Annotated in this window: 13 protein-coding genes; 7 read left to right on the top strand and 6 right to left on the bottom strand. The window is 65.9% G+C overall.

What is annotated here, in order from left to right; genetic code table 11:
- Window positions 1-7: 7 nt before the first annotated feature.
- The 3 genes from ACYQ78_RS04780 to ACYQ78_RS04770 form a co-directional block, all read right to left on the bottom strand.
- Window positions 8-1,126 (bottom strand): 5-methyltetrahydropteroyltriglutamate--homocysteine S-methyltransferase, encoded by a 1,119-nt coding sequence (locus tag ACYQ78_RS04780; protein WP_459799426.1) that lies wholly within the window; start codon window positions 1,124-1,126, stop codon window positions 8-10.
- 75 nt (window positions 1,127-1,201) lie between these two features.
- Window positions 1,202-2,131 (bottom strand): S-methyl-5-thioribose-1-phosphate isomerase, encoded by a 930-nt coding sequence (mtnA, locus tag ACYQ78_RS04775; protein WP_459799425.1) that lies wholly within the window; start codon window positions 2,129-2,131, stop codon window positions 1,202-1,204.
- Window positions 2,128-3,222 (bottom strand): amidase family protein, encoded by a 1,095-nt coding sequence (locus ACYQ78_RS04770; RefSeq protein WP_459799424.1) that lies wholly within the window; start codon window positions 3,220-3,222, stop codon window positions 2,128-2,130. The genes mtnA and ACYQ78_RS04770 overlap by 4 nt, the downstream gene beginning before the upstream one ends.
- A 98-nt stretch (window positions 3,223-3,320) precedes the next feature.
- Between ACYQ78_RS04770 and ACYQ78_RS04765 the strand changes: the two genes are divergently transcribed.
- The 6 genes from ACYQ78_RS04765 (at window position 3,321) to fxsT (ending at window position 13,970) form a co-directional block, all read left to right on the top strand.
- Window positions 3,321-4,391 (top strand): DUF5925 domain-containing protein, encoded by a 1,071-nt coding sequence (locus tag ACYQ78_RS04765; RefSeq protein WP_459799423.1) that lies wholly within the window; start codon window positions 3,321-3,323, stop codon window positions 4,389-4,391.
- Between the two features lie 563 nt (window positions 4,392-4,954).
- Window positions 4,955-5,089 (top strand): hypothetical protein, encoded by a 135-nt coding sequence (locus ACYQ78_RS04760; protein ID WP_459799422.1) that lies wholly within the window; start codon window positions 4,955-4,957, stop codon window positions 5,087-5,089.
- Between the two features lie 17 nt (window positions 5,090-5,106).
- The gene (locus ACYQ78_RS04755; protein WP_459799421.1) at window positions 5,107-7,380 is read left to right on the top strand and encodes an FxsB family cyclophane-forming radical SAM/SPASM peptide maturase; all 2,274 of its coding nucleotides are present in this window, start codon (window positions 5,107-5,109) and stop codon (window positions 7,378-7,380) included.
- A gap of 115 nt (window positions 7,381-7,495) precedes the next feature.
- Window positions 7,496-8,740: a M20/M25/M40 family metallo-hydrolase gene (locus ACYQ78_RS04750; protein ID WP_459799420.1), complete on the top strand. Its 1,245-nt coding sequence runs from the start codon at window positions 7,496-7,498 to the stop codon at window positions 8,738-8,740.
- Window positions 8,741-8,865: 125 nt separating this feature from the next.
- Window positions 8,866-10,065 carry a TIR-like protein FxsC gene (locus ACYQ78_RS04745; protein WP_459799419.1) on the top strand — a complete coding sequence of 400 codons (1,200 nt, stop codon included), beginning with the start codon at window positions 8,866-8,868 and terminating at the stop codon, window positions 10,063-10,065.
- A 17-nt stretch (window positions 10,066-10,082) separates the two neighbouring features.
- A complete protein-coding gene (gene fxsT, locus ACYQ78_RS04740) occupies window positions 10,083-13,970 on the top strand; it encodes an FxSxx-COOH system tetratricopeptide repeat protein (RefSeq protein ID WP_459799418.1) in 3,888 nt (1,295 codons plus the stop codon).
- Here the strand turns inward: fxsT and ACYQ78_RS04735 are convergent.
- The gene (locus ACYQ78_RS04735; RefSeq protein WP_459799751.1) at window positions 13,967-14,821 is read right to left on the bottom strand and encodes an alpha/beta fold hydrolase; all 855 of its coding nucleotides are present in this window, start codon (window positions 14,819-14,821) and stop codon (window positions 13,967-13,969) included. The genes fxsT and ACYQ78_RS04735 overlap by 4 nt on opposite strands.
- A gap of 309 nt (window positions 14,822-15,130) precedes the next feature.
- Here ACYQ78_RS04735 and ACYQ78_RS04730 point away from each other — a divergent pair, with 309 nt between their 5' ends.
- Complete coding sequence (locus ACYQ78_RS04730) at window positions 15,131-16,516, top strand: MFS transporter (RefSeq protein ID WP_459799417.1); 1,386 nt, start codon at window positions 15,131-15,133, stop codon at window positions 16,514-16,516.
- Here ACYQ78_RS04730 and ACYQ78_RS04725 read toward each other — a convergent pair.
- Both ACYQ78_RS04725 and ACYQ78_RS04720 read right to left on the bottom strand, forming a co-directional pair.
- Window positions 16,452-18,599, bottom strand: coding sequence for a tetratricopeptide repeat protein (locus ACYQ78_RS04725; RefSeq protein ID WP_459799416.1), 2,148 nt, complete (start codon window positions 18,597-18,599; stop codon window positions 16,452-16,454). The genes ACYQ78_RS04730 and ACYQ78_RS04725 overlap by 65 nt on opposite strands.
- A complete protein-coding gene (locus tag ACYQ78_RS04720) occupies window positions 18,530-19,405 on the bottom strand; it encodes an SIR2 family NAD-dependent protein deacylase (RefSeq protein WP_459799750.1) in 876 nt (291 codons plus the stop codon). The genes ACYQ78_RS04725 and ACYQ78_RS04720 overlap by 70 nt, the downstream gene beginning before the upstream one ends.
- Between the last annotated feature and the right edge of the window lie 427 nt (window positions 19,406-19,832).

Here is a 19,832-nt window from a genome sequence, read left to right as displayed (position 1 = left end):
AGCCCCTCTAGCCCCAGATCTCCTGCGCGGTCTCAACGATCAGCCGCAGCTTGGCCGACTGCTCCTCCTGGGTGAGGGAGTTGCCCTCCACGGTGGAAGAGAACCCGCACTGCGGGGACAGGCAGAGCTGGTCGACGTCGATGTACTTCGAGGCCGCCTCGACGCGGCGCTTCAGGTCGTCCTTCGACTCCAGGACGCCCGACTTGGTGGTGATGAGGCCGAGGACGACGTACTTGCCCTTGGGCACGTAGCGCAGCGGTTCGAAGCCGCCCGAGCGGTCGTCGTCGAACTCCAGGAAGAAGCCGTCGACGCCGAGTTCGCCGAACAGGGCCTCGGCGACGAAGTCGTAGGAGCCCTCGGCGGCCCAGGAGGAGCGGAAGTTGCCGCGGCACATGTGGGTGGTGATCCGCATGCCCTCCGGCCTGCCCTCGATGGCGGCGTTGATCTGCTGGATGTAGCGCAGGTGCAGGTGGTCGGCGTCGTCGCCGCGCGCGGCGATCTCGGCGCGCTGCGCCGGGTCGTTGAGGTAGGCGAGCGAGGTGTCGTCGAACTGCAGGTAGGTGCAGCCCTGCGCGCCGATCCGGGCCACTTCGGTCTTGTACGCCGCCGCGAGGTCGGTCCAGAACTCCTCGATGTCGGGGTAGACGTCCTGGTCGATCGCGGCCTGGCCGCCCCGGTAGTGGACCATGTTGGGCGACGGGATGGTCAGCTTGGGCGTCTGGCCCTCGCCGGCCACGCTCTGGAGGTAGGCGAAGTCGTCGCCGAAGATCGTCTCGTTGAGGGTGATCTTCCCGTCGACCTTCATGCCCTTGGGCGTGAACTCGATCTTCTCGGTGTCGTTGCGGAACTTGACGACGATCTGCTCGTCGGCGGCGACGCTGATGCCGCCGAGGCGGTAGATGAAGTCCATGTGCCAGGAGGCACGGCGGAACTCACCGTCGGTGGCCGTCTGGAGTCCGGCGTCGGCCTGGAGGGCGACGACATCGCGGATGGCCTGGTCTTCGACGGCGCGGAGTTCGGCGGCGTCGATGGCGCCCTTGGCGTGGTCGTCACGAGCCTGGAGCAGGGATGCCGGCCGCAGGAGGCTGCCGACGTGATCCGCGCGGAAGGGGGGCTCTGTGCGCATTGCGAATCATCTCCGTTGATGTCTCATTCATGACGGAAGTCGTCAAGACGCTAGCGCATGCGCCGACTTTCTTGATCACGCAACGAGCGTTTCTCCACGCGCGGGCCGGACCACCCTCCGCTCGGTCACGATGGCGGTGATGAGCTCGGCGGGGGTGACGTCGAAGGCGGGGTTGTAGGTCTCGACCCCGGGCAGCGTGGTGATCTCGGCGCTCCCCCGGTCTTCGATCTCGATCTCGGCGCCGCTCGGCGTGCGCGGGTCGACGGTGGTCTCGGGCGCGACCACGATGAACGGCACGCCCGCCCGGTGGGCGCCGAGGGCGAGCATGTAGGAACCGATCTTGTTGGCGGTGTCGCCGTTGGCCGCGATCCGGTCGGCCCCGATGAGCACGGCGTCGGCCGCCCCGCGCGCCAGCAGGAACGGCCCGGCCGAGTCGGCGATGAGCCGGAACGGCGCGCCCATCCGCTGGAGCTCCCAGGTGGTCAGCCGCGCTCCTTGAAGCAGCGGCCGGGTCTCCAGGGCGATCGCCTCGGTGAGCCGCCCGCGCTCGAACAGGGTCTGGATGACCCCGAGCGCGGTGCCGCGCTCGACGGTGGCCAGCCCGCCGGTGTTGCAGATCGTCATGATGCGGGTCGCCCGGTAGGAGGTGAGCAGGTCGGCGCCGCGCTCCCCCATCTCGCGGCAGGCCCGGATGTCGTCTTCGCGGATCTCCAGGGCCCGCTTCAGCGGATCGGCCGCCTTCGCGGCCTCCCGCACCCCCCACGCCAGGTTCACCGCGGTCGGCCGCGCCGCCGCCAGGTCTTCGATCGATTCGCCGGTACGTGATGCGAGCGCCACCCCCAGCGCCCCGGCGACCCCGAGGGCGGGCGCCCCGCGCACGGCCAGCCGTTTGATGGCCTCGATGAGCCCGGCCACCGTGGTGATCCGCAACTGGACGAGCTCACCGGGCAAACGGGTCTGGTCGATGAGGACGATGGCGTCGTCGTCCCACCCAATCGTGGTCATACCCCCGACGCTAGCGCGAACAGGGACTCATCGCCCCCCGGTGCCGCCATCAGCGACAGCCCCAGCGGACGCCCGTCGAGCGACGTCACCGGCACGCTCAGCGCGGGCGCCCCCGCGATCGGCGCGAGGCAGGTCAGCCGCAGCGTGGCCGCCCGCATCCGCGTGGGTCTCCCGATGGCGGGCGCCACTCCGGGCGCGCTCGGCAGCGCCATCACGGCCCCGTCGAGCAGTTCGAGCAGCCGCACCCGGGTCTCGGCCACGTTCTTCAGCGCCAGGGTGACCTCCTCGGAGGTGAGCCGCTCGGCCCGCTCGAACCGCGCCGCCACTCCGGGCCCGAACTCGGGCCGCTCGGCCCGCACCCAGGCGCCGTGGCACTCCCAGACCTCGGCCGCCTGCGTGATCGCGAACGCGTCGGTCACGTCGGCCCCGAGAGGCGTCCGGTCGACGGGCAGCCCGAGTTTGGCGATCGCCGGCGCCAGCGCCGCCCCCACCCGGGGTGAGAGCTCACTCCAGAGGTCGGCCGGCACCCACACCTTTTCGGCTTGGCCTGGAGAAGACCCGGGGTCGAGGAGCGCGTCGGCCGCCCATTCGAGCAGCGGCAACTCCCTGGTCAGCAGGCCGGGAACGTCGTAGGAGGGTGCCAGCGGCACGATGCCCGTACGGGAAACCCGGGAATGGGTCGGGCGAAAGCCGTACAGACCGCAGAAAGAAGCCGGAACGCGCACCGAACCCGCGGTGTCGGTGCCCAGCCCGAGATCGGCGCGGCCGCCGGCGACGGCCGCGGCGGACCCACTCGACGACCCGCCGCACACATGCCCCGGCGCGGCCGGGTTCTCCACCACCCCGTAGTGCTGATTGGTCCCGCCGAGACTCCAGGCGAGCTCGTCGGTGTGCGTCTTCCCGATGAAGACGCTCATGGCACGGAGCCGGGAGACGGCCTCCGAGTCGTGCTCCACCGGTGCCCCTAGGAGGGCCGGATGGCCCGCCCCGGTGGGCAGCCCCTCGACGTCGACGACATCCTTGACGGCCAGTCGCGGCCCGCCGGCCTCTGGCGTTGCGGAACCCCACGGTACGAACGGATCGATCGCCATGTCTCACCTTCCTACGGGAGCGGGATTTCGCGCCGGTATCCCACGCGTAAACGGATAATGCGTCGACACCCTCAACGACAGATCGGGATCATTGACCCATGACTCCGCTCGAGATGAAAGTGTGGGTAGACGACAGCGACAGCCCCGCTGACATCATCGACGCCCTCGCCCTGTCCCCCTTCGCGACCGGGGCACAGCCGTGGGCGCAGACCGCCAGCGTGGAAAAGGTACGCAAGGACGCACCGCTGACCGCGTCCGGCGGCGTGCTGGTCCGCGCCGCCCTGTCCGACGAAGGCCCCAGCTCCCGCCTCTACCAGGGCGAAGGCTGGACGATGCGGGTGATCCGCTACAAGGACGGCGACGCGGTCGTCGTGGTCACCGCCGCGACCGAGGACCTCGCCCAGGCCGTCATGGCCGAGACCGTCAAGGACGCGAAGGAGCCCCGCCCCGCCGACGACGACAACGTGACGATGGGCTTCTACTGGATGTCCGAAAAGGGCCGCCGCCGCTCGACCAAATCGATCGGCGCGACGGCGTGGACCGACATCCGGCGCAACTACCCGCGCCTGGCTCAGGGGAAGCTGGACGCCCTGATGGCGCTGAAACCCGAATCCGCTCCGGGCCGCCTTCTTCTCCTCAACGGGCCGCCTGGAACGGGGAAGACGACGCTGCTGCGGACGCTCGCGCGGGAGTGGCGGGCGTGGTGCCAGGTCGACTGTGTGCTCGATCCGGAGCGACTGTTCCATGATCCGGGCTATCTGCTGGACGTGGCTGTTGGGTGCGACTGTCCTGACCACGACGAGAGCAAGTGGCGGCTTCTCGTTCTGGAGGACTGCGACGAGCTGATCCGGGCGGAGGCGAAGCTCTCCACCGGGCAGGGGTTGTCGAGACTGCTCAATCTGACCGATGGGCTGCTGGGGCAGGGGCGGGACGTTCTGGTGGCCATCACGACCAATGAGGATGTGCAGCGGTTGCATCCGGCGGTGGTGCGGCCGGGGCGGTGCCTGGCGCAGATCGAGGTGGGGCGGATGGCGCCTGACGAGGCTTCGGCGTGGCTGGGGGGTTCTGGCGGGGTCGGGCCTGGCGGGTTGACGCTGGCGGAGATGTTCGCGCTGCAAGCAGGGGTGAGGCCGGAAGAGTCTCCGCTGGAGACGGGTCTCTACCTGTAGACGCCCTTCCAGGACACGCGATGAATTCCCGCAGACGACAAACACCTTTCATGATCGTTCCTCATTTTCGAGGGAAATGCGTACAACAAAACTTCCATCATTTCAGACCTTCCCCAGGACCGCGGGGCACGGCTACCAACTTCAGGTAAGCGCGCTTACCCGATTCCGACCGAAATGATCACACTATGCCACCAGGGCGGCACCCTCGGCATCAACGGCGCGAGGATTGGATGGCTTTGTGAATGAATGTCCACTTCCCCATATCGGACATTCAATAAATAATAGGATTATTGCCTGCAAGTCTCTGCACCGGAGCCGAGACATCCATTTCAAGGATAAAGTCAACATCCGACTTTGGTTTCTGCGGCCCCAATCCTCCGCCAGATTGACCAGCAAGCCGATCTCACGTAGCGTCGCGAACGCCCCAACTGCCCGACTTGGGCTTGGGAGGAGTCGATTCCCGAAGGCCTTTCCGGCGTACGGGCACCGCATATCGCGAACAACTTTCCAGCAATTCGGAGGTACCCACCTTGGCACCCTCTGCTCTCGTCGACATTGACGTCATGACGAAGATTCCCGATCTGTCAACTGTCTCATTCAGTAAAATCGGCGAGCTGACCGGCCGCGAGACCGTGTCGATCGACAGGCTTCTCAACCCAGAGTGGATCCAGGCGGCGAGATTCCAGTCGGCCTTCTGACGACCGGCCCGCGTGGAATGCCCCCGTCCGTTCTTCCACTGAGCCAGTTCGTGTTGAAGGTACACGGCTTGTGCGACCTGGCGTGCGACCATTGCTACGTTTATGAGAACGCCGATCAGAGTTGGCGCGGGAAACCCGCGGTCATCACGCTGGAGACCTGCGCGCGCATCGCCGAGAGAATCGCCGAACACGCGGTTGAGCACGGACTCGAACGCGTCAGTGTGGTTCTTCACGGAGGCGAGCCGTTGCTGGCCGGGCCGGCTCGCCTGAACGCCATCGCCGTGACGCTGCGCAGCCGGATGCCCCCGGGCCACGTCATGGATCTCAGAATTCATACCAACGGCGTCCTGTTGAACCAACGGCACCTCGACGTCTTCGACGAACACGACATCAAGGTCGGCATCTCGCTCGACGGCGACCGGGAGGCCAACGACCGGCACCGCCTCTACCGTGACGGGCGCAGCAGCTACGACCAGGCGGTCCGGGCCGTCAACCTGCTCCGCAAGCGCCCTCACCTCTACTCCGGCCTGCTCTGCACCATCGATGTGCGCAACGACCCAATCACGGCCTATGAGGCCCTGCGCGAACTCGAACCCCCGCGCGTCGACTTCCTGCTCCCCCACGCCACCTGGGCGGAACCTCCCGACCGGCCTACACCGACGGCCTACGCCGACTGGCTGATCGCGATCCACGACCGTTGGGAGAGTCAGGGACGTCCGATCGGGATCCGCATCTTCGACTCCGTCATCAGGACTCTCAGAGGTGAACCGAGCCTGACCGAAGCGATAGGCCTTGATCCGAGCGCACTGCTGGTGATCGAGACCGACGGCTCCTACGAACAGGTCGATTCTCTGAAGGTCACGTTCGACGGGGCGGCCGCGACCGGGCAGAACGTCTTCCGGAACTCGGTCAGCGAGGCCGCCGCCCACCCGGGCATCGTCGCCCGGCAGGGCAGAGCCGACGCCCTCTCCGCGGAGTGCCGGCGATGTCCTCTGATGGCCTCGTGTGGCGGGGGGCTCTATTCCCATCGGTTCCGCGACGGATCCTTCGACAATCCGAGTGTCTACTGTCCGGACCTCTTCAAACTGATCTCTCATATCAAGGACGCGGGTTCAATGACGAACCACAGACTGGAACTCGGCCGACTCGCCGCCGGGCTCGGCGGGCCGCCCGACATACGTGCCCTCGAAGCCGCTCAGAACAGCATCCGCCGTGCTTCGATCGCAATCGTCCGCCCACAAGAGGAGTCGGCCTGGGCGTCGCTGACCGCGTTCGACCAGCCCCACCGCCACGCGGTCGACCGGGTGCTCGCCCATCCCTTCGTCCGCGAGTGGGCGGTCCGAGTCGCGCGGAAGACGACCTCGCCCGCCTATCTGGGCAATATCGTGGCGGCCATCGCGAAGACCGCAGGCGCCGACGGCACCTTCACGGTCCACGTCGAGCGGGGCTCGGCCCACTTCCCCGCGGTCGGCACCCTGGTCGGCCTGACCGGGCCGAGCGCAAGGGTGTCGGTGGTAAACGGCGAGATGCGCATGCCGGACGGGGCGAGGTGGCTGCCGGGCCGGCAGCTGGTCAGCGGCGACTTCAGGGTGCTGATCGAGGACTCCGATCCCTTCCGCGACTGCTACGAACTCTCCGCAGCCGACCGTCTGACCGATGTGGAGCTGGCAGCCTGGCAGGCGGCGTTCGACGCGGCCTGGCGTCTCATCGAGAACGAGTTCCCCGAGTATGCGCCGGGACTTCGGGCCGGGTTGACGACGATCGTTCCGCTGGCCGCCTCCCCGCGCGACGACGTCAGCTCCACGGCCCGGAGCGCCTTCGGCGCGGTCGCCGTGGCGCTTCCCGCCGATCCGGCGACCCTGGCTCTGTTGATCATTCACGAGTTCCAGCACGTCAAGCTGGGCGCGATCTTCGACGCCGTCGACCTCTTCGACAGGCAGGACACCCGCCTTCACTACGCCCCCTGGCGGCACGATCCGCGACCGGTAGAGGGCTTGTTTCAAGGCGCCTACGCGCACCTCGCGGTGACCGACTTCTGGCGCCGTCGCAGGCACACGACCGGTGAGCTCAGCGCCCACGCCCAATTCGCCCGATGGCGCCGCCAGACGGCCGAGGCCGTGGAGACACTGCTCGCATCGGGTGCCCTGACCGATACGGGGATGCGGTTCGCCGAGCAGATGCGGGAGACCCTGACGCCGTGGCTGGCCGAAGAGGTCCCGGCCGAGGCCGAGACCTCGGCGCAGGCGTCGGCACTGGCCCACCAGGAGGCGTTCGAGGCGCGGCATCGATGATCACGCTGACGCGTCAGCACCTTGCTCAGCGCTCTGATGAGGAACGGGGGGCTTGGCCGCGGTTCTGGTGGGGTGGCGTGAGTAGGGGGATGCTCAATCAGGTATGGGTTGGATCATGAGCGAAGCTGCTGAGATCTGTTCCGAACTGATCCGAATCGACTCCACGAATCCGGGATCCGGCGAACGGGAGGCCGCCGAGTACGTGGCCGGGCTGCTGGCCGAAGTCGGGCTTTCTCCTGTTCTGGTGGAGAGCGCGCCGCGGCGGTCCAGCGTCATCGTCCGGGTGCCCGGCGATTCACCGAACGGCCTGTTGATCCATGGGCACCTCGACGTGGTACCCGCCGACCCCGCCGACTGGAAGCTTCACCCTTTCAGCGGGGAGATCACCGACGGATACGTCCATGGGCGTGGGGCCGTGGACATGAAGGGCAGCCTCGCGATGACGCTGGCCTGGGTGCGGCAGGGGATCCGGCCTCGGCGCGATCTCGTCCTGGCCTTCCTCGCGGATGAGGAGGGAACCGGGGAGTTCGGGTCACGCTACGTCGTCTCCGAGCACGCCGACCTGTTCGAAGGGTGTACGGAAGCGATCTCCGAATCCGGTGGGTTCTCGGTCACGATGCCGTCGGGGGTGCGGGTCTATCCGATCGGGGTCGGGGAGCGTGGGACGGCGTGGATGAAGGTGACCGCTCATGGGGTGGCGGGGCACGGGTCGAAACCGCCGGTGGACAATCCGGTGGCGGAGCTGGCCCGGGCGCTGGCCCGGGTGGCCGACCACGAGTGGCCGATCCACCTCACGCCTCCCGTCTCGGCGCTGATCCGCGAACTGGCCGACGAACTGGGGATGGAGATCGATCCGGCAGATCTCTCCGAGGTTCCTCCTCGGGCGGCGGCGCTATTCCGGGGGGTTCTGCGAGCGTCGTCCAACCCGACCGTCATGAACGCCGGGTACAAGGTGAACGTCATCCCCTCCCGTGCCGAGGCGAACATCGATGGACGATTCCTGCCGGGATTCCGTGACGAATTCCTGGAGACGCTGGATCGCCTTCTGGGACCGAAGGTGACACGGGAGTTCATCAACTTCGAAGACGCACCGAGCGCCCCGATCTCCGGTCTGTTCCACGAGTTGGGTGACGCGCTCAAGGCCGAAGATCCGCTCGCCCGGCCGGTTCCCTATGTGATGTCGGGCGGAACGGACGCGAAATCATTTGCCCGGCTCGGGATCAAAGGCTATGGATTCGCCCCACTGCTCCTGCCGCCAGACCTGGATTATTTCGGGATGTACCACGGGGTCGATGAGAGGGTTCCGGTGGACGCCCTCGATTTCGGCGTGAGGACGCTGAACCGGCTCCTGAACTCCTGAGATCGGACAGGCTTTTTCCCAGGTTTCCACAGGGCCCGAAATCGGATGATCGTCACCGTTCTCACGACGCGAACTAGCATGGCGAAAGCTCAGATCGCCGACGGTTTCCAAGGGGCAGGAGACGAGTGGTGCTTCGATGGGAGAGTCGGCACCGCGGGCCCTATTTTTTCTTCAGCTACCCTCGTGACCCGAACGAAGATCCGAAAGCCAACCGCTGGGTCGCCAAGCTCTTCAAGGATCTGTGCGACCACATCCTCGAGATGACCGACCTGCTCGATCCCTCACTGGCGGGCTTCATGGACAGCGGACTGCGCACCGGCCACCTGTGGGATCAGCGATTGGCGGAGGCACTCGCCACCTGCCGGGTCTTCGTTCCGCTCTACTCCCCCCGCTATTTCGTCAGCCCCAACTGCGGTCGTGAATGGACGGCTTTCGTCCAGCGGCTCAACAGCCAGCCCGGCCTCGGCGACCGCAGGCCCGAGGCGATCATCCCGGCGCTGTGGACGCCGATGCAGCCCGAGGCGCTTCCGCTGGCGGCCCGCTCCATCCAGTTCGCCCACGAGAAACTGGGACCGCGCTACCGCGAAGAGGGTTTCTACGGCCTGACCAAGCTGGCCGTCCGCCGCCCGGCCTACCAGGTGGCCACCCACGCCCTCGCCAACCGGATCGTCGAAGTGGGCGAGGGCACCCGGCTCGAACCGATCGAACCGCTCGACTTCCTCTCGCTCACCAGCGCGTTCGAAGACTTCGACGCGGCCCAGGCGCTGACCCTCACCGTCGTGGCACCCGACCAGGAGACCGTGCCCGCGGGCCGCAACCCCTATTTCTACGGTCGCCTGCCGGAAGACTGGAACCCGTTCCGCAGCGAGGACCAGCCCAGGTCGCTGTTCTCCTACGCGCTCGAGCTGGCCAACGCCTACGGGTTCCGCACGGAGATCGGCTCGCTGTCCGACTTCAGTCCCGACCTGCTCGCCGACAAGCAGCCCACGGGCCCCGGCGTCATGATCATCGATCCGTGGGCGCTGACCGACCCGTCGAGCCTGGCCGCGCTCGCCGCCTTCGACCGGGCGGAGCTGCCCTGGGTCAGCGTGATCATCCCCTGGAACCGGGACGACGGCGAGACCGCCGCGCACGAGGCCCACCTGAGGTCGGTGCTGCAGACGACGTTGCACAAACGCTGGTCCGATCTGTCGACCGAGTCGATCGACCACTTCTCCAACTTCCGGCGGGCCTTCCCCGACGCGCTGAACCGGGCGGGCAACCAGTTCCTGAGGAAGGCGACGCCGTACCCCCCTAAGGGCAACAGCCCGGAAAGCTCAGACTGATGGACGCGGAGGCCCCGATGAGTGACGGCGAAGGCCAGATCATCACGTTCTACTCCTACAAGGGCGGGACGGGACGGACCATGGCGCTGGCCAACACGGCCTGGGTCCTGGCCGCGAACGGCAAGCGCGTCCTCGTCGTCGACTGGGACCTGGAGTCGCCGGGCCTGCACAAGTTCTTCCACCCCTTCCTCGAAGACGAGGTGATCGCCTCGACCCCCGGGGTGATCGACATCATCAACGAGTACGTCTGGGCGGCCATCCGGCCGCAGCAGCGGGCCACCGACTGGCATCTCGACTACGCCAAGGTGATGCCGCACGCCGTGTCGCTCGAATGGGAGTTCCCCGGTGCGGGCACCCTCGACTTCGTCTCGGCCGGGCAGCAGAACCGCGACTACTCGTCGCTGGTCTCCACCTTCGACTGGGACAACCTCTACGACCGGCTCGGCGGCGGGCTCTTCTTCGACGCGATGCGCGCCGACATGAAGGCCAACTACGACTACACGCTGATCGACAGCCGGACCGGCCGCAGCGACATCGCCGACATCTGCACCCTCCATCTGCCCGACATCCTGGTCGACTGCTTCACCATGGCCGATCAGAGCATCGAGGGCGCCGCCAAGGTGGCGCGCTACATCGAGGAACGCATCCGGACCCAGCCCATCCGCATCCTGCCGGTCCCGATGCGCATCGACGACGGCGAGAAGGAGAAACTCGACGCCGGACGCCAGCTCGCGCGGAGCCGGTTCGACAACCTGCCGGCGGGGATGTCCGCCGAGGAGCGCAATCGCTACTGGGGCGCGGTCGAGATTCCGTACAAACGCTTCTACGCCTTCGAAGAGACCCTGGCGACCTTCGGAGACGGCTCCGGATCGCCCACCTCGCTGCTGGCCGCCTACGAGCGGCTGACCGGAGCGATCACCGAGGGCACCGTGAACGGACTGCCCCCCATGGACGGCGCCCTGCGCACCTGCTGGCTCGACGCCTTCACCCGCCGCCGCGTCGCCGACCAGGCCGAAGTGCTGCTGAGCTACGTACCGGAAGACCGGATGTGGGCCGACTGGATCGGCTCGGTGCTGGAACGCGCGGGTTCCCGGGTCGTGCCGAAGGCCCTGTCGACGAGCAACGCGGAGCAGGCGTTCGATCCGCACATGCAGGTCATGGCGGTGCTGTCCCCGGCCTACATGCGGGTCCTGTCCAGCCACGACGGCCCGCGCCAGCCCTCCGACCTGCTGAACCCCCGCTCGGTGGTGGCGCTGCGGGTGGCGGACGTGCGGCTGACCGCGCCCTTCGGCGACCAGCCGCCCGTCGACCTGTTCCGCTTCAACGCCGAGCAGGCGACCGAGGCCCTGCTCCGCGTCGTCGGACGCGACCCGCGCGACTACACCACCGACCTGCAGCTCGGGTCGCGCTTCCCCGGCACGGCGCCGACGATCTGGAACGTCGGGCCGAGGAACAACACCTTCACCGGACGCAGCACCGCGCTGGAAACCCTCCGCGACCAGCTCGTGGGCATCACCCGGACGGTCCCCCAGCCCCAGCAGACCATCGCGCTGCACGGGCTCGGCGGCGTGGGGAAGACCCAGGTCGCGCTGGAGTACGCCCACCGGTTCCGGGCCGACTACGACCTGGTCTGGTGGATCTCCGCGGAACAGCCCGACCTCATCAACTCCGCCCTCGCCGAGCTGGCCACAAAACTCAGCATCCGGTTCGGCGACAGCGTCCTGGCCGGTGCCGAGGCCGCCAGGGAGGCCCTCCGGATCGGCCAGATGCGCTGGCTCCTGGTCTTCGACAACGCGCGCGACCCCGAGCAGCTGCAGGAGCACCTGCCCGGAGGCACCGGGCACGTCCTGGTGACGTCCAGGAACCGCTCCTGGGCCGACGTCGCGACACCGCTCGAGGTCGACGTGTTCAGCGAAGAGGAGAGCCTGGAGCATTTCAACCGCCGGGTCCCGGCCCTCGACCGGGAGGGCGCGCTCGCGATCGCCGAGGAGCTCGGCCATCTGCCGCTGGCGATCGAGCAGGCGGCGGCCTGGCTGGCGGAGACCGCGGTGCCGGCGTCCGCCTATCTGACGCAGCTGAAGCAGAGCGCCGAGCTGCTGCTCAACGAACCGCCGCGCGGCTATCCGCTGCCGGTGGCGCAGACGTGGAACATCTCGCTGGCCCAGTTGAAGGAACGCTCTCCGGCCGCGGTCCGGCTGCTCCAGCTCTGCGCCTTCTTCGCGCCGGAACCGATCTCCCAGGAACTGATCTACAGCGACGAGATGATGCGCGCGCTGCTCCAGTACGACCCGGGCCTGCGCGGCGAGAAGGTCATGATCGGCCGGCTGATCCGCGAGGTGACCCGGTTCGCCCTGGCCAAGGTCGACCCGGCCACCAACACGATCCAGTTGCACCGGCTGGTGCAGACCGTGATCCGCAACCAGATGACCACCGAGGAGATCGAGACCACCTCACACGAGGTGCACCACATCCTGGTCGGCGCGCGCCCCAGAAAGGGCGAGGTGGACGACCCGGCGAACTGGCCCCGCTACGACATCATCTGGCCGCACCTGCTGCCGTCCGAGGCCGAGAACTGCATGGAGGAGGACACCCGCAAACTCCTCATCGACCGGGTGCGCTACTACAACCGCCGAGGTCAGTACACCAACGCCCTCAACCTCGGGCAGCGGCTGGCCGACTTCTGGGAGACGAAGTTCGGCCAGGTCGAGCGGCAGCGACTGTCGATGCTCTACAACGTCGGCAACGCCCACCGCTGGCTGGGCCAGACGCAGACCGCCCTGCAGCTCAGCGAGTGGACGCTGGAGAACCAGCGATCCCTCCTCGGCGACGACCACCCCCACACGCTGCTCACGCGCGGAACCCTGGGCGCCGACCTACGTGCCCGGGGCGAATTCGAGAAGGCCCTCGGGCTCGACCGCGAGACCTACGAACTCTGGCGCGACCTCTACGGCGAGGACTACGACAAGACGCTCAACGCGGCCAACAACCTGGCCGTCTCCTACCGGCTGATCGGCGACTGCTTCAGCGCCCGCGACCTCGACCAGGACACCTACGACCGCATGAACCGCGTGCTCGGGCCGATGCACCTCGACACCCTGAGCACCGCTCAGAACCTCGGACGAGACCTGCGCGAGACCGGCCTCTACATTGAGTCGGCCGAGTGGCTGACCCACACGATCGCGAAGTACAAGGAAGGGGTCGACGACGACCACATCGAGCTGCTCACCGCTGAGAAGAGCCTGTCGGCGTCCCTCCGCAAGGCGGGCCGGCAGGAGGACGCGTTCGTTACTGCCAGGCGGGTCGCCGAAAGGTTCGAGCAGCGCTATCCCTCCCACCCCGAGACCCCGGCCGCGCTGCTCGAGCTCGCGTCCTGCCAGTGGGCGCTCGATGACAAGGCACGGGCGTACGAACTGGCGGAGGCCACGCGGGAGAAGTACGTCGAGCTGTTCTGGCCCAGCCACCCCTACGTCCAGATCGCCTCCAACAACGTCGCGATCTATCTGCGGGCTCTGGGCCGTCCCGAAGAAGCGATCGTCCTCGGCGACGAGACCCTCGGAGCCTTCCGCAACCGCCTCGGCCCAGCTCACCCCTACACGCTGACCTGCATGATCAATGTCGCCAACTGCTTGTCGGACCTGGGCGACCACCAGCGGGCCGAAGGGCTCTTCCGCGAGTCTCACACGGGCTTCGTCCAGAACCTCGGCGCTCACCATCCCAACACCATCGTCTGCCAGGCCGACCTGGCGATCACCTTGCTCGAGTCGGGCCGTACGGCCCAGGCGGGTGAACTCCAGGCCCGGACGCTTGACCTCATGACCGACAGGCTGGGTGAGGCCCATCCGCTGATCAGTTCCCTGAGGAGTTGGCGGCGAATAGACCTCGATCTCGAGCCTTATTCGATCTAGTCACGAGTGAGCCAGTTCAGAACCTCGGGAAGCACCTCGATGGCACCGAAGTGGGCGACTCCACTATCGATCCTCAGAGTCGCCCCGGGAATGCGGCATCCCAGCCATTCGGCATGCGCCACCGGTGAGTAGACATCTTTCTCGCCATGCCAGATCATCGTCGGCACCTTGATCTGGCCGGGGTCGAAGCTCCAGTCGGAGGAAAAGGCGACGACATCGTCGATCCAGCCGTCGGCGGAGCCCCGGAACGCTTCAGCGAAATTCCTTAAGAGCATCCGACGGATATCGGCATCGGAAACGGTGCGGCGATCGGACTCGGGAGACTCCTGCAACAAACCCTGAATCTTGCTGGCCGGATCGCGTTGGATCTTCCTGGCCGCAGGGCGAAGGCTGTCCGCGACGGCGTCCCGGCCCTTTTCTGCAGTTTTGAACGCGCGGACGTTGGACTCCGTCATGCCACGGAACCAGTCGAGTCCGACCGCGTCCGGCGGCGCCAAACTGACCAGGGACGCCGCACGCGTCGTGCGTGCCGGAAGAAGCGCCGCGCAAGCCAGTGCGTGCGGACCTCCACCAGACCGCCCGGCGACGGCGAACCGATCGATGCCGAGAGCGTCGGCGATCACCTTGACATCGGCCGCCGCGTCTGCGACAGTCCGGCCTTCGCGGCTGTCGGACACGCCGTAGCCGGGACGGTCGAAAGTGATCAACCTGATGCCATCTCGGCGGAGTTCGGAGACCTCCGGTGCCGGGACGAACCTGCTGCCCGGAGTTCCGTGCAGCAGGAAAACCGGCTTTCCGGACGGGGGCCCTTTATCTTGGACCCCGAGCCTCTTGCCATCAGGCGTGACCACTGACGCAGTCAAGATTCCTCCCGTGAATCACCCATGCCGAGCTCTCCGATTCACAATACTTCGCCACTACCTGGGCGATATGCCACAAAGGGGCAATAGTGATCCCACCGTGATCTCACAAGTCGCGATCAGCGAGTGCACAACTTCTGGTTAAATCCGAGTTTCGGATGGTCCGATGAAATGGACGATTTCGCAGGGAGATTGACGTCTCCGCACGCTCGCAAACATGGTCCGACACTCCGGTATTCGTCAAGCACCACGTGGACCTCCGGCTAGCACTATGCTCAGACCCCTCTGGCGATTCGAGCCGTGGGAGGGACAGCAGAGGCAGACGGGTTCCCTCGGACCGGACGGCCATTGACATCGTCCGACGTCGGCGCAGCGGGAGTTCGCTTGAGCCCTTCCAACCTACGCCGCCGGAACATCAAGGGGGGACGAAGGCGAAAGCACGAGCTTCTCCGGCAGCGACAGGACTTCTACCGGACCATCTGGAGCCTCGCATCGTCGATGCTCGGGTCCCGCGTCCTGGGAATAATCTATCCCCTGCTGGCCCTCTCGATAGACGCATCGCCCATGCAGGTAGGCTGGGTGTCTTTCGCTCTCACCGTGCCGGGACTGTTCCTCTTCATTCCAGCCGGCGTGCTGGCCGACCGTGCCGATCCGCGGTCAGTTCTGCTTCTCACGGAAATCTGCAGGGGTTTCACGGTGCTGAGCATATTCTCAGCGACCCTGGTGAACAACGTGACCATCCTTCACATCATCGTCGCAGCTTTCCTCGAAGGCAGCCTTTATGTGGTGTATTCACTCGCAGAAACAGCGCTGATCTCACGATGCGTCTCACCTGAATTGACCAGAAAACGGTTGGTCACGGTCGAAACCGGAGCACATCTGGCGGTCCTCGCCGGGCGGCCACTCGGAGGAATGCTGTTCTCATGCGGCGCCCAGTCAGCCTTTCTGGTTAATGTTCTACTTTTCGTCTTTTCTGGTATGTATTTGTCCGCTGTCACGCAAGGAAAGAACGTGAGACGCTCCCGCACGTCGGTGATGGGGCAACTCCGGCATGGGGTCCGCGACCTGCGCCGGCGCTCGCTCACCGAAGAGATCTCCAGCGGCTTCCGGGAGGTTCGTCGCCACCACTTTCTCCGGCACGCGATCGTCGCGACGACGGCGACGAACCTGTCGGTCAACATGTTGATCATCATTTTCCTGGCTGGATCGGCGGAGCGGTCACCCGTTCTCGTCGGATTGGTGCTCGCCGCCGGTGGAATCGGCGGAGCGCTCGGCTCGATGCTGGTGCGTCTGGACTCAGTGCGGCGATACTTTCGTCCCAGCACCCGCGCGGTGGTGACACAGATGTGGATCTGGGTGTTCGCCCTGCTGATCGCTACACTGACCGAGCCCATATACTACGGTCTGGCGACCTTCGTCACCGGTTGCATCGGATCGATGATGAACATCGCGCTGAAGACCTACGAGTTCAACCGGGTCGAACGTTCGAAGCTCGGCCGGGTGACGAGTGTCCACCGACTGGCCGCGAACGCCGCCATCTGCGTCGCCGCACCCCTGGGAGGGTGGCTTGCAGCGGAATCCAGCCACTACGCAACCGGGATCGTGTTCCTCTTCACCGTGATCATGGCCGTCTACGTGTCCGTGAAGATGCCGAACTGGCGGGGCCGGCTAGCCGCCGCTCAGTGAGCTCCGCGAACTTCCTCTCGATGAGCCGCTCGACTTCCTGCAGCAGGAATCGGGGCGCCCGCGGGAACATCGCGTCGGCTGCCTCCCGAAGGTGTTTCTCGGCCACACCCAGCCTGTCGTACTCAAGCTCGATCATCGCCGCGTAGAGGCGGACCGGGCCATTCTCGGAAGCCTCCGCGAGTGCTTTACCGATCTCCAGTTTCGCCTCTTCCACGGCATCCTCCGACAGTTGCGCTCTGAGGGAGATGATCGCCAATGCGTGGGCCGCCCGGGTCGACGGCCAGGGCAGCAGCGCGGCCCGCTCAAAGTCACGACGAGCCTCCGCCATCCGCCCCAGGCAGACCAGGATCTCGCCACGCGCCTGCAGAGCATCGGCTACTCCGCCGTCCTCTTCGAGGACGACCGTCAGCATCGCTTCAGCGGCCCGTAGGGAACCGTTGAACCACAGCGCCCAGGAGTAGGCGACCTTGATGCTCCGGTCATGCGGGTAACCGGAGACCATACCCCTGAGTTCCTCCACCGCGAGGTCGGGTCGGCCCTGTTCGAGACGGCACCATCCGATGCCCACCATCAGCCCGGGCACCGCCTCGACCGCGTCGGCGGCCTCGAATGCGAGTGCCGCCGCCTGATAGTGACCAACGGCGGCGTCGAAGTCCTTCCGGCGACAGTCGACATCACCGAGGAAGGAAAGGATCTCGGCCCGCATCCGGGAACTGTCGCCGATCCGGTCGAGGGCACGACCGGCCAGGTCGGCCGCTCCGTCAAGGTCGAGGTCATGCAGAGCGATTTCGGCGGCTCCGAGTAGGTCGTCCGGATCAGCGCCTACGGAACGGTGTTCCACCGGGCCGGCTGCACGAAGTATCGGCTGAATCCACTGGTCGTTCGTGAGCTCGCACCAACCTCCGCGTTCGTACTGCAGTACTCCTCGCGCAGCGAGGGCGTCGACGACGACGTTGTCCATCCCCGCGGTCATGGTCTGCAGGACCCGGACCCGTTGACGGGCGATCTCGTCGGTGACGAAAGTCCGGGCCAGCCATGTCATCAGGCGAGGGCCGTCGCCGGTCAGATGAGCTGCCGCCACTTCGTCGACGATGTCCTCGTACAGATCAGCGGCCTGATCGTCGGACATCTCCACCTGTTCGACGTGCGAGAGACTGACGGTCTCCGCATCGGCGGGCAGTCCGCGCCACATCATGGCGCATTTGAGCTGCAGTCGACCTGGATCGGCCCACAACTGCTCCGGATCCAATCCACCTGTGCCCGGTTCGCAGATGTCGCGAATCAGTCTGGCGACGGCCTCATCGTCGACCTGCCGACGACACCTCCAGATCGGTCGGACGATGGCGTCCCGTGCCTGCGCTTCGGCGAGTGGTTGAAGATGGATGCTCTGCTTGTCGAAGCCGGCCAGCCGCTCACAGTAGGGACGCAAGGCGGGAAGGTGCTCATCTTGGACGCAGATCAGTAATCGGAGGTTCTTCTCGGCATCGAGAGCCCGTTTGAGCTGCTCGAAGAACCAGTCTCGGTAGACACGCCGATGCGCGAGGGCGCCGAAGAGCTCCTCGACTTGGTCGATGACCACCATGACCGGCATCGGATCGCCCCAGATGTCCTCCCGCTTCGGGCGTTCGTTGATGAAGCTCTCCAAGGTCAGACGCGCCAGCCGATTGGGGTGCTCATGAAAGGCCCAGTCGGACAAGAGTGCGAACACATGGGGGTTGTGCCGCGGCGAGACAGTGGACGCGGGCGGTTCCGAACGGCGGAACGTCGCCGATTCCCGGAAGATCCTGCCGACGGGAAGGACGTCGGTGATCTCAGGATCGAGACGTGGAAGCACTCCGGCCTGCACCAACGACGTCTTGCCGACGCCGGGAGGGCCGTGGAGGATCGTCAATCGATTGGACTGCCAGTAGGCGGCCAGTTGTGAGACCTCACGGTCGCGGCCGAAGAAACGCGATCGGTCCTCGCTACGAAACGCCCGCAGTCCCACGTAGGGAAGTCTCTCCGCAACCGTGTTCACTTCATCCGCCTTCTCAGTTGCCGGCAGAACTCGGATGCCGTCCCCCAGAAGATCGTCACTTGCCATTTTTCGTAGTACCGGTCCAGCCACTTCTGCTGATCCTTGAGCTTGGCACTGTCGACCCTCGGTGGTAACAGGACGCTGATGTGCCGGCGCCTGTTGATGGCGGGGACAGCACGGAGCAGGCTGTCGAACATGAATCTGAATGTCGAGTCCCGCATGCTGTAACCGATGAAGAGCAGGGTCCGAGCAGTGAGCGCTTCGAATATCGCCGGAGGCAGCATCTTCGAACTCTCGGTACCCCGGTCGAGAGCCAGGTTGAAGATGAACTCGTGATAGTCGTCTTCACAGACCACGATCGACGAGGGCTCCTCCCACCGACCGTGAAGGTGGTATACGAGGGGCGCCTCGGGCGCAGGGTCCCACCCCGCGTGGTCATCGAAAAGTGCACGATCGTATTCGATGCCCGAATTCCAGGGACAGAGCGCCACGTTGGGCGATTTTCCGGCCGTACGCAGCGATTGAAGGATGAGGTCGTCATAGTTGGTGGTCATGTAGACCGGAATGGGTAGGCTGGAGAGCAGTTTGTATGGCTCGTGCCGTTTGGAGAGATTCGGCGGGCCGATACCCCGGAGTCGCTCACAAATCTGTTCCTTGACGGTCGCCGATTCACCGAATTTTATGACACCGTGCTGGGCCACATTGATGAGCACGTCACGGTCGGCATGTGGATAGTCCCACTCGTCGGCGAGTTCCTCGCTGAGCTTGGCGGCCATCGGCAGGACATCGGCGGAGGCCCCCGCGCCGAGGAACGGGGTGCACGCCCCCTTGCCCAACTGACGCACGAGGCGCTCCCAATCGTGTTCTTCCATCACGTGCAGAGACACCTCGCGGTAGACATCCCACTGATATCTCCAGCACGATAGGCAGATTCAAGCCCTGCCGAGCGGGTCCATCCATATTCGGCTGCCCATCCAGCCATTAAATGTTGCTCTGAAACCTCGCCCAGGAACCTTGATCATCTCTCACATATTTCATGGCCGGTGCGAGGACCTCGGATTTCTGAAGCTCATCGAGAGTTCGATCTGTATAGAGATACTCGGATGCCGCGTTCTCGTCCATACACACTCCTCACGAAGACCATGATTAGGGCCATCCATTTTGAGGATAATGGCCCTGCTCCCAGAAGCTCGTCGGCGATCCACCGACAGACTTGCTTACGATTCTGTGATGACCTGGGCGGGGAATCAAGCTTTAACATGGGCGGCATAATCTAAGATTCCCGCTGCGGGTCGAACC

Source organism: Herbidospora sp. RD11066 (assembly GCF_054661255.1).
Note: the sequence above shows the minus strand (reverse complement) of the source record. Positions and strands in the feature narration are given on the sequence as shown.